The sequence below is a fragment of the Roseovarius sp. B-10 genome, assembly GCF_056859295.1.
In genome coordinates this window covers 61,449-75,488 of the sequence record NZ_JBSXOE010000023.1, presented here as the reverse complement: position 1 = coordinate 75,488, position 14,040 = coordinate 61,449, and the positions used below count along the sequence as shown (strand labels likewise).

At 60.4% G+C, this 14,040-nt stretch carries 21 protein-coding genes; 5 read left to right on the top strand and 16 right to left on the bottom strand.

Annotated features, from left to right (window positions below):
- The first annotated feature begins 6 nt into the window (after positions 1–6).
- The 5 genes from AC13D8_RS04700 to AC13D8_RS04680 all read left to right on the top strand — a co-directional run bounded on the left by AC13D8_RS04700 (position 7) and on the right by AC13D8_RS04680 (position 5,265).
- A complete protein-coding gene (locus AC13D8_RS04700) occupies positions 7–1,017 on the top strand; it encodes a hypothetical protein (protein WP_482967860.1) in 1,011 nt (336 codons plus the stop codon).
- A 96-nt stretch (positions 1,018–1,113) separates the two neighbouring features.
- Positions 1,114–2,127, top strand: a complete 1,014-nt coding sequence (locus AC13D8_RS04695; protein WP_482967859.1) for a TRAP transporter substrate-binding protein — start codon at positions 1,114–1,116, stop codon at positions 2,125–2,127.
- 102 nt (positions 2,128–2,229) lie between these two features.
- Entirely contained in the window at positions 2,230–2,718 is a 489-nt protein-coding gene (locus AC13D8_RS04690) for a TRAP transporter small permease (protein WP_482967858.1), read from the top strand.
- The gene (locus AC13D8_RS04685) at positions 2,715–4,025 is read left to right on the top strand and encodes a TRAP transporter large permease (protein WP_482967857.1); all 1,311 of its coding nucleotides are present in this window, start codon (positions 2,715–2,717) and stop codon (positions 4,023–4,025) included. The genes AC13D8_RS04690 and AC13D8_RS04685 overlap by 4 nt, the downstream gene beginning before the upstream one ends.
- 52 nt (positions 4,026–4,077) lie before the next feature.
- Positions 4,078–5,265: a CaiB/BaiF CoA transferase family protein gene (locus tag AC13D8_RS04680; protein ID WP_482967856.1), complete on the top strand. Its 1,188-nt coding sequence runs from the start codon at positions 4,078–4,080 to the stop codon at positions 5,263–5,265.
- Between the two features lie 269 nt (positions 5,266–5,534).
- On the opposite strand, the gene AC13D8_RS04675 is transcribed toward AC13D8_RS04680, so the two are convergent.
- The 16 genes from AC13D8_RS04675 to AC13D8_RS04600 all read right to left on the bottom strand — a co-directional run bounded on the left by AC13D8_RS04675 (position 5,535) and on the right by AC13D8_RS04600 (position 14,028).
- Positions 5,535–7,094, bottom strand: a complete 1,560-nt coding sequence (locus tag AC13D8_RS04675; protein WP_482967855.1) for a DUF6538 domain-containing protein — start codon at positions 7,092–7,094, stop codon at positions 5,535–5,537.
- Positions 7,095–7,280: 186 nt separating this feature from the next.
- Positions 7,281–8,372, bottom strand: coding sequence for a tyrosine-type recombinase/integrase (locus AC13D8_RS04670; RefSeq protein ID WP_482967854.1), 1,092 nt, complete (start codon positions 8,370–8,372; stop codon positions 7,281–7,283).
- A 1-nt stretch (position 8,373) separates the two neighbouring features.
- A complete protein-coding gene (locus tag AC13D8_RS04665) occupies positions 8,374–8,580 on the bottom strand; it encodes a helix-turn-helix domain-containing protein (protein WP_482967853.1) in 207 nt (68 codons plus the stop codon).
- A gap of 3 nt (positions 8,581–8,583) precedes the next feature.
- Entirely contained in the window at positions 8,584–8,862 is a 279-nt protein-coding gene (locus AC13D8_RS04660; RefSeq protein ID WP_482967852.1) for a hypothetical protein, read from the bottom strand.
- Positions 8,863–8,911: 49 nt separating this feature from the next.
- Entirely contained in the window at positions 8,912–9,115 is a 204-nt protein-coding gene (locus tag AC13D8_RS04655; protein WP_482967851.1) for a hypothetical protein, read from the bottom strand.
- The gene (locus AC13D8_RS04650; RefSeq protein ID WP_482967850.1) at positions 9,106–9,468 is read right to left on the bottom strand and encodes a hypothetical protein; all 363 of its coding nucleotides are present in this window, start codon (positions 9,466–9,468) and stop codon (positions 9,106–9,108) included. The genes AC13D8_RS04655 and AC13D8_RS04650 overlap by 10 nt, the downstream gene beginning before the upstream one ends.
- 34 nt (positions 9,469–9,502) lie before the next feature.
- Positions 9,503–9,691, bottom strand: coding sequence for a hypothetical protein (locus tag AC13D8_RS04645; RefSeq protein ID WP_482967849.1), 189 nt, complete (start codon positions 9,689–9,691; stop codon positions 9,503–9,505).
- A complete protein-coding gene (locus AC13D8_RS04640) occupies positions 9,691–10,011 on the bottom strand; it encodes a DUF4326 domain-containing protein (RefSeq protein WP_482967848.1) in 321 nt (106 codons plus the stop codon). Before AC13D8_RS04640 ends, AC13D8_RS04645 begins: the two co-directional genes overlap by 1 nt.
- Complete coding sequence (locus AC13D8_RS04635; RefSeq protein WP_482967847.1) at positions 10,004–10,807, bottom strand: DUF551 domain-containing protein; 804 nt, start codon at positions 10,805–10,807, stop codon at positions 10,004–10,006. Before AC13D8_RS04635 ends, AC13D8_RS04640 begins: the two co-directional genes overlap by 8 nt.
- On the bottom strand, positions 10,797–11,258 hold the full coding sequence (locus AC13D8_RS04630; RefSeq protein WP_482967846.1) for a hypothetical protein: 462 nt from the start codon (positions 11,256–11,258) through the stop codon (positions 10,797–10,799). Before AC13D8_RS04630 ends, AC13D8_RS04635 begins: the two co-directional genes overlap by 11 nt.
- Positions 11,251–11,460: a hypothetical protein gene (locus AC13D8_RS04625; RefSeq protein WP_482967845.1), complete on the bottom strand. Its 210-nt coding sequence runs from the start codon at positions 11,458–11,460 to the stop codon at positions 11,251–11,253. The genes AC13D8_RS04630 and AC13D8_RS04625 overlap by 8 nt, the downstream gene beginning before the upstream one ends.
- Positions 11,453–11,818, bottom strand: coding sequence for a hypothetical protein (locus AC13D8_RS04620; protein ID WP_482967844.1), 366 nt, complete (start codon positions 11,816–11,818; stop codon positions 11,453–11,455). Before AC13D8_RS04620 ends, AC13D8_RS04625 begins: the two co-directional genes overlap by 8 nt.
- Positions 11,815–12,504, bottom strand: coding sequence for a hypothetical protein (locus AC13D8_RS04615; RefSeq protein ID WP_482967843.1), 690 nt, complete (start codon positions 12,502–12,504; stop codon positions 11,815–11,817). The genes AC13D8_RS04620 and AC13D8_RS04615 overlap by 4 nt, the downstream gene beginning before the upstream one ends.
- Positions 12,501–12,881, bottom strand: coding sequence for a DUF968 domain-containing protein (locus tag AC13D8_RS04610; RefSeq protein WP_482967842.1), 381 nt, complete (start codon positions 12,879–12,881; stop codon positions 12,501–12,503). The genes AC13D8_RS04615 and AC13D8_RS04610 overlap by 4 nt, the downstream gene beginning before the upstream one ends.
- A complete protein-coding gene (locus AC13D8_RS04605; RefSeq protein ID WP_482967841.1) occupies positions 12,878–13,330 on the bottom strand; it encodes a hypothetical protein in 453 nt (150 codons plus the stop codon). Before AC13D8_RS04605 ends, AC13D8_RS04610 begins: the two co-directional genes overlap by 4 nt.
- Complete coding sequence (locus AC13D8_RS04600) at positions 13,330–14,028, bottom strand: hypothetical protein (protein WP_482967840.1); 699 nt, start codon at positions 14,026–14,028, stop codon at positions 13,330–13,332. Before AC13D8_RS04600 ends, AC13D8_RS04605 begins: the two co-directional genes overlap by 1 nt.
- Positions 14,029–14,040: the final 12 nt, after the last annotated feature.

Genomic DNA, 14,040 nt, shown 5'->3' with positions numbered 1-14,040 from the left:
AAACGAATGTCCACATCCACCGCAACTACCGGACCTTGGCGCGACCTGACCGATCCGCGCCGTGCCGCAACGATTGACGACCTCGAAGCCGGGCTGAAAGAGCCGATATTCGAGAATCTGGATATCCCCGAGACCTTCGGACCGGTGACGATCACCGTCGATGATCACAAGATCAAACGCTTCGCGTTCACTCAGGACGACTACAATCCCTGGACCCTGAACAAGAGCCCGTTCCAAGGGCGCCGCATCGGACATGCATGCCTTCTCGGCAATGACCTGCTTCAACTCTTCACTCTGAACTACGCGGGGTCGAAGACCGTCGGCTTCCATACGGAGGAACAGATGTGGTTCGACAGCCCGGCGTTTCTGGGGGAGACGGTCACACTTGAGGGCAAATATGTCGAAGCATTCGAGCGCCGTGGTCAAGGCTACGTCATCATGGAAGCGCAGGCCACAGGTGAAGACGGCCGGTCGATCATTCGTCATCGCGGCGTTGAAATCTTGCGCACTGTCCCCGGCTCTTTCGCGGGTCGCGGTAGCGGCAAGCCTGAGCGTCGGGTCGGCGGAGAGGTCCCAGACGGCGCACGCGAATGCACGAGCTTCGGCGCGGATACTCGCGTCGGCGACGTGCTCCGGACGTCGCCCACCGCTCTCACAAGCGAACAAGTCGCGGTGTTTTCGCGCGCTGGTGAGTTCGTGCGCAACATACACAGCGACCTCCAAGCCGCGCGCGAGGGAGGGCTGCGCCTGCCGATCGTGCAAGGGCAGCAACAGGTCGGAATGATCGGTTGCTACCTTACCGAAGCCTTCGGGCAGTCGTGGTTCACCAACGGCTGGCTGCAGGTGAAGTTCATCAACACTCTCGAGGTCTTCGAGCCGTTCGCCATGACCGCGCTCGTCACCGGGGTCGTGGAAAATCAAAATGGCCGGACGATCGATCTCGAAGTGTGGATGCGCCGTGGGCGGGACGAAAAAATGACCACCGTCGGTTGGGCCAGTTGCACCGTACCGACGTAACGGCCGTCCTCGGTCACAGCCGCGGGGACAGTCCCCGCACGTATTCCATCCAAGTATTGGCTCTGGAATGCGCATCACAAGGAGGAGAGAAAGACCATGACCCATTTCTGCAAGATTGGCTCGGCCCTCGCGGTCGGCTGCACGGCGCTCGTGTTCGGGCATTTGCCCGACGCGGCCACGGCCCAGACCTACAACATTCGCCTGTCGAACCTCTATCCCGAGAACCATCCACTGTGCGTGCAGACTAACAATTTCGCCGAATTCGTTGAAGAAGGTACGGACAACGACGTTTCGGTCGAGGTCTACTGCAACAATCAGCTCGGCAACGAGCGCGAGGCGTCCGAAGGTGTACGTCGCGGTTCGCTTGAGATGGTGATGAGCGGAGGTGGAGGAATTGGCCGTTTCATTCCCGAACTCTACACCTTCGAATTGCCATTCCTCTACTCCGAGACGCGAGAAGTAAACGAGGTGACTTGGGCTTTGATCGACGAGATCAACGCGTTGGCCAATGATCGCGGCTACGAGTTTCTGGGCTTCGGCTACGAGGGTCCGCGCAGCATAAACTCGGTCGAATCCTTCGACACGCTGGAAGCGCTCGAGGACTACAAGTTGCGCATCCCCGAAGCGCCGCTCTATGTCGGCATGGCCCGTGCGCTTGGCGCAGTGCCCACGCCGACGGCCTTCACCGAGGCGTACACGTCGTTGCAAACGGGTGTCGCGGACGGCATGGAGTCCGGTCCCGGCACGACCTATAATAACAAATTCTACGAAGTCGCGCCGTATTTCGTGCTGACCGAGCATATCGTGAATCCCCTCTATCTCGCGATCAACCTCGACTACTTTGAAAATCTGCCTGAGGAGTACCAGCAGGTGATGCGCGAGGCAGGCAAGCGGTCCACCGACATCATGCTTGAGGATGTCCTCGAGGCGAACGACGAGGCCCTCGAGATCATGAAGGGAGAGGGCCTGACCGTGGTCGAACTGGCCGAGGGCGAAGCGGAGAAGTTCCGCGAAGCGCTTGAACCGTTCTCCGAAAACTACGCTGAGAGCATTGGGCCAGAGGCGGTGGAACTTCTGGCTAAGGTGCGCGACATCCTGTCGGAACAGTAAACGCGTCTCGCTGTTGGGTGCTTCTGGGCTCTTCCAGCGAATAGGCTCTTACGCGCCGCCGGCTACCGGCGGCGCGATCATTCCACGCTAGAAAGGTCCGGTATGTCCCCGATCGTCAAAATCCTCAAACCCATCATTGTCACGCTTTTCCTGGCGATGACCTTGATCACTTTTGGTGCGACGCTGGCTAGACTGTTCCCGGCCATGCCGAGCTTCTACTGGGCTGGCGAAGTCACACGTTATCTCAATTTTTGGATTACCTGCTTGGGTATCGGGGTCGCTCTGCACGTAGGAGCCCATTTCAGCGTGACCGTGGTGCTCGATATGATGCCGTTGCCAATGAGAAGAGTGGCTAAGATCGTTAGCCACGTCGGAGTTCTGATACTCGCGGGAGTTCTGATCCATTTCGGTATCCAAATGGTCACTTGGAATCTTGATCAGTTGTCAGCCGCAATGGAGGTGCCGATGTCGTACGTCTACGTCGCCATCCCAATCTGCGGTGGACTTATTTTTTTGCAGACCGCCATCTTCCTGTTCCGTCTCTGCGTGGGCAAGGATGACACCGTCGCATCGGATGAGGGCCTGTCATGACCATTACGTTACTGTTCGCCTGCTTCTTCGGGCTTCTCGCTTTTGGCATGCCCATCGCTTTCGCGGTGGGGGTCTCGTCGTTAATCATCATCGCAATTGACCCAACGATGATCGCCTACATTGTCACATCTAAGTTTTTCTCAGGCATCGATTCGTTCACCCTTCTCGCGATCCCGTTCTTCATCTTCGCGGGCGAACTTTGCACAGCCAGCGGCCTGACCGCCCGAATCGTGCGCTTCGCCAATGTGCTCGTCGGGCGGTTCTTCAAGGTCGGCTTGGCCTACGTCAACATCCTGTCGTCCATGCTCTTCGCCGGTGTCTCCGGGTCGATAACCGCTGACAGCGCAGCGATGGGATCGTTGCTGATCCCGTCCATGAAAAAGGAGGGATACGATGCCGACTACGCTGTGGCGGTGACTGCGACGTCCGGAACCATCGGAGCGCTGATCCCGCCGAGTATCCTGATGGTGCTCTACGGTTCGCTCACCAACCTGTCGGTTGGGCAGCTCTTCCTTGGAGGCATCGTTCCCGGATTCCTCTTCGCCGTGACGCTGATGCTGGTTGCCTATCTATTGGGCCGGGCCCGGGGCTACGATTTCCGTGTGTCTGACGTTGAGGCAATTTCTGATGATCCTTACTGGAAAGAGCTTCTCATATCCTTTCGGGACGCGTCTGTCGCACTAATCATACCGGTAATTATCGTCGGAGGGATCGTAGGTGGGTTCGCGACCCCGACAGAGGCCGGTGTGCTGGCTGTTGCATGCGCCGCCATTGCTGGCGTATTTTTCTACCGCACCCTCGACTGGAACGCGATCTATGAAGCATCGTTCCGCACTGCCATTCTGACCTCCGTTGTGATGGCAATCATTGCCTTCTCGACCTTGTTCTCTGACATCCTGACACGCAACGATTTCCAAAACTGGCTGCTCGGCAACATCGAACTGGTCAGCGACAATCGCTTCGTCCACCTGACGCTCATCTTACTGCTGCTTTTCGTGCTGGGCTTCGTCCTCGACGTGACGGCGATGCTCATCATGTTCGCGGCACCGTTGTCAGCCATTGGGCTCGCGCTGGGATTCGACCCCATTCATTACGGAGTGATTATCGTCATGGTGTCGCTTCTAGGCGCCTGCACGCCACCTGTTGGGACGCTGCTTCTAATAGGATGCAGCATCGCCGGTATTCCGCTTACCCGTGTAGTCGGAACGGTCACATGGTTTGTAGGCGCGCAGCTTTTGGTCTGTATCTTCCTCATGTTGGTCCCCGAAGCGATTACCTTCCTGCCGAACCTCGTATTTGGGCGCTGACGTGCCATAGCCTGCAATAACCCGACAGCAAAACCATCCGAAAGAGCCCGAAATGCAAGCATTGAACAACCTCAAGGTCCTCGATCTCTCGCGGTACATCGCGGGCCCAAATTGCGGGATGATCCTTGGCGACATGGGCGCAGACGTTATCAAGGTCGAGAGCCCGGGCCGCGGCGAAGAAACGCGCCTGCTTTCACCGAAGATCGGCGATCATGGTATCTACACGCTGGTCTACAATCGGAACAAGCGTGCCATGACGCTCAACTTCCGCTCAGCCGAGGGGCAGGCGCTCCTACGTGAACTGGTCGCGAAAGCAGATGTCGTGATCGAAAACTTCCGCCCCGGGACGCTCGAGAAGATGGGCTGCGGCTGGGACACAATCCGCGAGATCAATGAGCGAGCGACACTCGTGCGCATATCGGGCTACGGTCAAACCGGGCCGTGGAGCAACAAGCCCTGTTTCGACGCCATCGCCCAAGCCGGCGGCGGCCTTATGGAACTGACCGGGGAAAAGGGTGGAGAACCGCTTCCGGCGGGAACATTCATCATCGACTACGTTACCTCGCTCTATGCCTGCATTGGCGTGATGTCGGCCATCGAGGCGCGGCACACCACCGGCAAGGGTCAGCTCGTGGACCTGGCTATGCTTGATTGCTCCATCTCATTGTTGATGACAGCGATCCCTGAATTCGCACTCACCGGGCGCGAACTTACGCGGTGCGGCAGCCGCGACCGCTATTCAACCCCGGCATGCAACTTCAAATGTGCAGACGATCGTTGGGTTCATATCAATGCTGGCAGCGATGCGTTGTTTCCGCGCTTCGCCCGCGCGACCGGCATGGATTATCTGCTAGAGGACAGCCGCTATGCTACGAACGCCGCGCGGCTTGAGCGTATACCTGAGGTTGAGGGTTTCGTGTCCGAGTGGACGAGCGTCACCCCGTCGGACAAGGTCATCGACGTGATGACCGAGGCGGGGGTGCCGTGTGCTCGGATCGACACCATCGGAGAGATCTTCCAGAACGATCAGCTACGCGAGCGGGGCCAGTTCATGAAGGTAGAGAACCAGGCCTACGGCGAATTAACTCTTGCGGGGATTCCAATCCGTCTCAGCGAGACGCCGGGAACGCTGCGCCACGCGCCGCCGGTCGTGGGCCAGCATACCGACGAGGTGCTTCGCGACTGGCTCGGTTGCGACGAGACAGGGATCCGGAAGTATCGGGAAACTCAGGCCGTCTAGCCGATGATGGCGTCCACTCGGGGCTGGCAACTTCTCGAGGGACAATCGATCAGCACGGCGCTCTGGTCTGCTTTTCCCTCGGATCAACACGTAGTTCCTCCGCCACCCTCACACGGCTGTCGCGTTGCATGAAGGTCGAACCAGAAACCTCGTGGTGGTTCGCCCGGCCCGTCCGTGCTCCTTGGTGAAGCCCAGACCCAGCGTCGGTATTTGTGATGACTGTACGGGGTCAAAAAATGCACGCCTGTTCACAGTCACGTGACGCCAAATCATCCCAGTGGGAATTTAGGTATTGCCTCGACCAATCGACATTTGGCTTTGAGAGACACGTCGCCATAATCGTCTCCCGCTGTTCGTCCGGCGTGCCCACATATGGCGTCTGCGACCCGATCCGAAGCACCAATCTCACGTGCGACTGTCTTAAAGCGGTGCCTCCAAGCATGATTGGGCCACACGCCCGATGGTGTGAGATTTGACCTTCGAAGCCACTTCGCAACCTCGTCCGACACGCTGCTGGCAGCAGTCGTGTATTTTGCCAGGGACTTGCCGGCGTGAAACAGTGGACCGGATGATGCGGCCATCACGAACTCGATAAAGCCGAGTTCGATGACTTGGGGATGTAGCGGGACGTCACGATAGTTACCTGCTTTCACTGAACCGGCGTCCGGGGTGATACGGATTATCCACCAGTCCTTCTCGGACCGCACATCCTCTTTCCGGAGCTGCGTTATTTCCGAAATCTGCGCGCCCGTGAAGGCGCAGATGATCGGACACCATTTCTTTGCGGCCGCTTGGTGCGGTGTCTCGCTCCGGCCGATCTCGTTGACTTTTCGCTGATATGTCCGCGCAGCATCGAGCACGGCGAGCGCTTCCGCATCGGTGTATCCGCGTTCGCGGCCTTGCTGTCGGCGCGGCTTAGGTTGCCTCACCGTCTTCGCCACGTTCGTTGGTAAGCGCTCGTTTTCTTCGGCCCATCCTAGCAGCGATCTGACCGTCGACAGGTAGATATCGCTGACGGTCTTGGCACTCTTTTCGATCATGAGCTTGTCTCGCCAGGCCAAAAGGTCTTTCTTCGTGATACGCGAGGCGTCGCCGTGGCCAAGATAATAGATTAGATTGTCGATGACCGGGTTTTGGCGGCGCCCTCCATCCTTCATGAAGCCCGCTTGAATACGGCTTTTCTTGTAGTCGTTCCATAACTCCATGAGGCTGACCGGGGCAGGGCCGTCCTGAGGGGGGGGCGCGTTTGCTATTATTGGATCCGTGGCTTGCCCGGCGAAGTCGCCCTCATCGCGCTCTGCGACTCGTGCCAATGCCTCCAGCTCAGCACTGCAAAGCGCTCGGGCGATCATGCGCCACTCATCAGAGCCTTGCTCGGCAGAAACGTTGCCTGCTGCCCGGAAGCGTTCGATTTGTACGCCGACCAGCTCGTGCAGCTCGTTGTCACTCGCTCGCCCGGCGATCGCCTCACGGAGCCGTAACACCAGAAGGTCATCTATGCCCACCGAAGCACAACGCGGGTCGTTGCGCAGCTGGTTGTCGAATTCTAGGCGTTGCATGTAGTGGCTGTAGGCAATCTGGTCAGTTGCCAACGGATATCGAGGCCCTCCGGGGCCGCGCCCGGGGCCGACCTTGCGCTCGGCGAGGGCAATTTGGTGTTGAAGTTCGGCGACCGCGCCGGGCAGCCGTTTGAGCGCCTGACGGTAGTCACCGCCCAACGGCGCGCGCAATTCCGTCTTGCCGACGATCCGGCGCAGGTTTTTCGGCACCACGAGACGCGCATGGTAGCGTCCCTTCCGGTTGACCAGATGCCTAACTTTGCCTGCCATGATGCCCACCGATTTGTAACCAAAGTTGTAACCATCAAACGGACACGGCCCCTTTTATGCAAGGGTATTGTTTAATTACAATGAGGTAAAATGGTAGGCCCGGAGGGTATCGGAGCCTTAACCTCCACCATTGATATCATTGGGTTTTTTCCTCTTTTTGTCCCCACGGAATCGCATGGGGACAAATCACCACTCCATCCCCGCCAATCTCGACACCGCCATCTGCCCGAGCCGCATCCGCTCGACGCTCTCGGTATAGACCTGCGACGTGGCCGCGTTGGCGTGGCCGTGCACGACCATGATCTCGTACTGCGTGGCCCCGTGGATCGCCAGCAGGTGCCCCGCTGCCTTGCGGATGCCGTGCGATGAGCGGCCCTCAATCCCGGCCTCTCGGCACCACTTGGCGAAGCGGTTGCGCAGCGCCTCGGGCGAGGCGAAGGGCTTGCCGTGGGCGGTCAGCAGGTAGGTGGGGCCGATCACCGCCTGCGCCCGGATCGCGCGATGCAGGGGCGGCAGGACGGGGATACGGACGTGCCGCGATCCCTTCTTGCCCGGCTGCCATGCCAGCCACAGATCGCCGCCGTGGCGTTCCTCGTGGCCGCGCCCGAGGATTGCGGCGTCCCCGATCCGGCAGGCGGTGAACATGAACAGCGTGAGCGCCAGGTGCGCCATCGTGCCAGGCGGGTGCCGGTCGCGGTATTTCTCCAGATCGTCCAGTGTCCAGGGTGTTGCGCCGCCGCCGCTGCGATAGGCCGGGCGGGCCACGGCGCGCGCCGGGTTCTGGCCGATCATGTTGCGCTCGACGGCGTGATCGTAGGCGGCGCGCAGGGTCTTCCATACGTTGCGGGCCTTGCCGGGCGTGTCGGCCATGCGGTCGCGGAACGCGATCAGCTCGCCAGCGGGGATCGTCATGGGCAGCGCCTCGTATCGCTGGCCACGCGTGCGGGCCTGCGTGCTGCGCTGGTCGAGGATATAGGCGATCTGCCCCCGGCGCTGTTTCAGGGTGAGCGGAGACGCCTGCCCGGCCTTGACCATGCGGCTCAGGTGATCGAGGTAGGTTGTCAGTATCCACCCCATCGTGCCCGGCGTAACGGTCCCGGCGCGACGCCCCTCGGGCATCTTGCCTGCGCGGGCTTCGGAATAGAGGCGGTGAAACTCGGGATCGTCGGGGCCGCAGGGCAGGGTAATCCGGCGTGACGGGTTGTCGGCCACGCGCACGCGGTAGCGGGTGCCCTTGCCGTGCCTCTCGTGCACCAGCCCCGGATACCGCAGCCGCATGTCACCACCCCCCATTGGCCACCTCGTGGTTCTCATAGGGGAGTGAGTCGGCCCACTGGTCAAGGTCGCGGCGGTCATAGAGCCGCTTCGCGCCGATCACGCGCCGGGGAAGCCCGAGCGCCCGCAGGGTGGATTCCGACACCCCGAGGTAATGCGCCGCCGCAGGGGCGGGCATCAGCAGGGGCGGGAACTCGCGGGCGGCGGGCATTGGTCAGTTCACCCTTCCGGCTCGGTCACGTTCTGCCGCCAGACACTGCGCGAAAGTCTCGATTGCGGCGCTCTCAATAACCTTTGCCCCGACACTGATTGCGCGATGCAGGTCATCGGTGCTGCCTCGCGTTGCGCAAAGTGTGGCCATCATTGACCCGGACGTGTGGCACATCATGTAGAGAGCATCGTTTTCCGCCTCGGCATCTCCTACGACCTCGCGCGCGAGTTCGAGTAACGCACGCCGGGCACGGTTGTAGGCTCGTTTCTGCTTCGGGTTCATCACGTCTCTCCTGTCTCGCGGGCTGCGGGCATGGGTCAGTCCTTCGGGGTCATTGCGCGTTTTGCACAATCAGCATCATCGCCGTTCCAAAGATAAGGATCAGTTCGCAGGCAACGCCGACGATAGTGCCCGGCATCCACGATTTGCCTTCGCCATACCTTCGGCCACCCTGTTGCAGTAGCTTGCCGCCGATAAAGAGCATCAGGAGGCCGATGGCCCACATTTGCAGTGGCATGGTAAGCGTTAACAACATGGCGTCTCTCCAAGCCGAATACCTGCCTTTTGCTCGTGCAGCTCAAGGCGGCACACGACATGCGGAAAACGCCCGCGCAACTGCGCCCACTCGTTTTCCGCTTCACCGCTATCGTTGATCTCATCCATCAGCGGCGGCACTCCATCCCAATAGTCAGGCAGGTATCTCCCGGCTCGGTAGAAATCCCCCGCCTTATGACAGTCTTCGTGGAAATAGAGGGTGTAAGCGCGGCCATCCATCTTGCCGGTGAAAAAGGCGGCTTGGGTGCCTGCCGGAATGATGGTGTAGCAGTCATAGCACTGGTGCGGCTTGCGTGTCTTACGCTTGCCCCTGTCAATTTCTTCAACTTCCATCACGTCTCTCCTGTCTCGCGGGCGGCGGGCATGGTCAGTCCTTCGGGGGCAATTTGTCCACAAGCATATCGGTCGTGTGGGCAATGTTTCGGAGGATTTCACGCACGCGCATCGGTCCGTGCCCTCCGACAACTATTTCTGTGTCGTGGCCTCGGTCATGCGCCCGCACAGTGGCATGGGCCGCGCTGTTTAGAGCGCGGATGGAATCGGCAAAATCAGGCATCACGTCTCTCCTTCTGTCTCTGGCGCGTTCGCGATCTCCAGCAGCACATCGGCGTGGCACTCCTGATCCAGCGGGCACCAGCAGGCCAGATCGCGCCCGGCCAGTTCCTCGCGGATCAGCCGCCTGCTTTCGTCGTTCAGGTGGTGGTCACGGAAATTCCGCACTGCGATCTCGGGCGTCATCTTGGGGCAGTCCGAGTGCGGGTCTGGATCGCCAATTCGATACGGGTTTGCCCAGCGGTGAGGCCGCGCGACGATCACCGCGTCGGGGTGGTCCTTTCGCCACGGTCTCTGCCGGGTCATCTGGACGCGCTTAGGCATCGGTCGGCACCTCCTGTCCTGCCAGAGCGCGGAGACCATGCACTTGATCGCCTTCGATCCAGAGCCGGTAGAGCATGGCGATCAGTTGGGTCATTTCGGCCCTGACCTCAGCCGGGCTTTCCCGCCCCTCAGCGCAGTGGATCGCAGCCTTAACCACCTCCCCTGCTTCCTCGGCCACCTTGCTGATGACATAGTTCGGCTGGGGAAATGCCTTCATGGCGCGGTCGGCTTCGGCAACTCCCTCGGCACACAGGGAGAAGAACGCATCTTCCCGCGCCGCCTCCTCCACCGACATTTCGGTCTCAACCTGCTCCATCGGCTTACCGCCCTTGGCGTGAAACTCGGCCAGTGCCGCGCGGGCATCCTCTGCGTCGGTTTCATCCGACACAGGGGCGGGGGTGAGGGCGCTCGGTAGTGGCGGCAAGGGCATCCAATGGGTCGGCTGCTCAAACTCAGACAATGGCTGGCGATCAAAAATATTGATCCAAACTGCCGGGTGCTTTGGGGAGCCGTCGCCTTTATAGGCGGTGGTCATATTCCGTGCTATGCCGTCTTGGCAGATAAGCACGTTTTCTAAGACGGGTGCGGTTTCTATAGGTTTCCAACCCACCCCTGCACACGCCTCCCGCTCCGCTGCTACTAGTGCGCGGGCGTGGTCGAGTGTCACCAATTCCTCGACGCAGCCACCGGGATATTCTTCCAGCACTTTCGCTGCGGTTATTCCGTCATTCCAAAGGCCAATATGCACACCGGTTGCAGAGTAGACCGCAAATCTGTGGCCGTGCTCATCCGTCATTGTCTGTGCCCTCCTTCTGGATTTGGGCGAGGGCTTTTTCAGTATCCATGTAAACAACGGTTTCTTCGCGCGGCGTCATTCCCATGTTGTGCTGTGTCAGGTCTGCAATTCTGGTTAGGGAGGCCACCGCCACCGCCAGCTTGGCTTCTGCGGCCTCGGCGCGCTTACGGTCCTTCGCCAACATCTCTAATAGGGAGCATATCTCCCGATGGTTTTGAGCAAGCCGGTCCGCTGGGTTTTGGTGATCTTTCAGATACACCTTACAAGCGTCTATCTTCGCCTCTGCCGCTTCCTTGGCGGCGAGAAGGGAGCGGAGGGCTTGGCACATGTTTCCGACTGTTGCCCGATCTACGTCATCGGCAATGTTCGAATAGTGCAGGTGATGATAAAGGCCGTCAGCGGACTTCAACAGCCGCGCCACTCTCTCTCTGTCTATCGGGGTGTCAGTCATTGGGGTGGTCCTTTTGGCACCTAGAATTTATCCACTCTCCCCCACCTTGCAGGCAGGCGACGTGCAATTCATGCAAAGACTCCCGGTTCATCCGTTTTTCGCCCTGAATTGGTATGCCGATGATAACCCAGAGAAATAAACCGATGAGCACGGCTGCAATAGTGCAGGCTATCATCTGCGGTGCGATTTCACTCTCAGTCATCCGTGTGGTCCTCCTGTGCGATGAGGGCGATCAGCGCGCGAAGGATCGCGATCAGCCATGCGCGGGCGGTGGCATCGTTGTGCGCCTCCTCGTAATCCAGCAGCCCCGGCCCATACGAAACAATGCAGTGGCCGTCAGAACTGTAATATGACCAAGTTGACCCTTTCGGCAGCACCGCCTCGTGAAGCGCCTTGGCAGCGTCGAGAGAGCCGTGGTAAGCATCCATTGCTTTATAGGCAGACCACATGCCTTTGATTGGAAACAAAGCATATTCGTAGTCCGGCGTGTAATTTGGCGCGTGCCCCGCCTCCACCTTTTCCAGCAGCGCCTCTAGGGCCTCTTTGCGGGTATGTGTCATGGGGCGTGATCCTTTTCCATCTGGTCGATATTGCAGCGGTGAACGTCGAAGGTCAGCGCCGCCACCCACGGGTTAGCGTCCCATGCGTCGGGGCCGTGCAGGCTGTTCCAGAGGAGCGCAAAAGCCCCCATCCTGGTCGGTGAGGCTTGCCCTTCAGTGCCGCTCCACCAGCCTCCCGGAGCCGGAGATACGCCCTCCGCTTCTGCATCCGCCTCGCTGATCTCCCACAACCGCTGCACCCGCACATCGGTCACGGTCAGGGTCAGGCGGGACGCCCAGCGGGGCATGTGGATGGACGGGCGCTTGCGGCCTGATAGCTGCCGCCCGTTGCGTTTGGGATCGGTCGCCTCATACTGGATTGGTTCGGAGTGGTGAATGTGGCGCGGGCTGTCGTCGTCCCATACATCACGCGCACGCCAAGTCTCCCGCACCCAAAGCCGGTCGTCGGGGGCGAAAGGGGCCGGACGCGCAGCCTTATCCCCGGCCAATTGACGGATAGCCCAAATAGGACCGACAGGCCGACAGCCTTGTTCGTTGCTGAACCACTGATAATCAATGCCAGCAAGGTTCCGAACCGCCTCGACTGACGGCGGCTGCGGCTTCAACACCCGCCTCGTCTGCGTCTTGCGCCCGTCGAGTAGCGCCTGGATCATCGGCGCGCTGAATATGATCGGCTTGTCGCTCATGTCTCATCCCTCCTGACTGTCGGGCGTGTCTGCGCGATGTAATCGGTGTCCGGCCCGTTGCGTGCGGCCCATGTCTTTGAGCCGTTGTGGATCGCGAGCGGCCCGGTGCGGTGACAGGCGGCGCAGAGCGGGATAACGTCGAAATCGCTGGCCTTGCGCGATCCGCCCCGCCCGTTGATGCAGTGATGCGCCTCGCTGGGCGGTGGAGCGCCGCACACAACGCACGGCAGCATCTTCACGGCTCGCATATAGGCAAGTGCCTCCTGCCCCTCTGCGCTCGCCCTGTAGGCCCTGCGCTTGCGGCTGACGGCGTTGACGCGCTTGCGCTTTAGCTTGGCGCTGCCTCGGGCGAGGGGTGTCTTGCGGGTGAGGGTCATGCGAACTCAGCCTCATATTTAAGGGCCTCGGGATCAGTCAGCCGCACGCCCTGCCCGGAATAGTGGCGCTGCACACCGTCCAGGTATTCCGTCATTTGCTTCACGGTCATGATGCTGGTCATCGGCAATTCCGTCTGCTCGACAAAGCGCAGGATTTCCTCGTGCGTGAACCGCTGGCGCAGGCTTTCCCAAGATGCCCGGAACGATTCATTGTCCCGGCACAGGATGGGCGCTCCGAAAACCACCTTGCACTCTGCCCGCGTCTCGGCGGGCGTCTGGTCGCCAAGCTGTCGAGCGGCGTCCTGATACCAGCGAAACGAAAGGCGGCGCTGTGCGTCCGATAGGGGCGCTCCCTGTGCCCACGATACGGTGAGGGGCAGCTTGCGCTCCCGTAGCAGGGCGGCAAGGGCCTCGACGTGGATAGGCTCCCTTATGACCTTCGTGGGCATCAGTAGGCTTCCTTGTCCTGCCAGACGCGCAGCCCGTCCGAATTGGCGACAACCTTGTGTTCCTTGCGGGCGTATTCATCGAGGAAGGCCGTGATCGCGTCCCGGTCGTTCTCCGCGACCCAATGCAGGAAAGCGCGATAGTCGGTGATCTCGTATTTCGTGACCGTGCGCAGGCCCTTGACCTGATCTTTCTTCGTGGCTTGCGCGGCCTTCTCGGCCTGCATGGCGGCTTCCTTGGCGGCGGCGGCTTCGCGCTGCGCTTCAAGGTCGGATTCGGCGGCGGCGCGGGCCTTTTCCTCAGCCTCCCGGCGGGCCTTCTCTGCGGCTTCCCATGCGGCCCGTTCCTCGGCGCGCTTCTTCTCGGCCAGCTTGCGCTTGAACGCATCGACCGTGGCCACGAGCGCCTTCTCGATCCGCTTGGCGTCCTCGATTGTCGGCTTCCAGCGGTCGCGCTCGGACACATAGGCGTCATAGAGCGGTGCGGTCGCGGATTTCTGCCCGCGCTCCAGGTCGAGCCGCCATTGGCGCATGGCTTTGCGCAGGGCGTCCACCTCTTTCATCTGCGCCTCATTCTCGACCGGCGTTCCGTCCGTCCAGTTGGTGGATTCCTCGCGCTCGGCCTCATAGGCGGCGGTGATCTCATCTATTGGATCGGGCGGGTTGTTGTGGTCGCGGGGTGCGGGTGCTTGATCTTCCATGTCTCTGGTCTC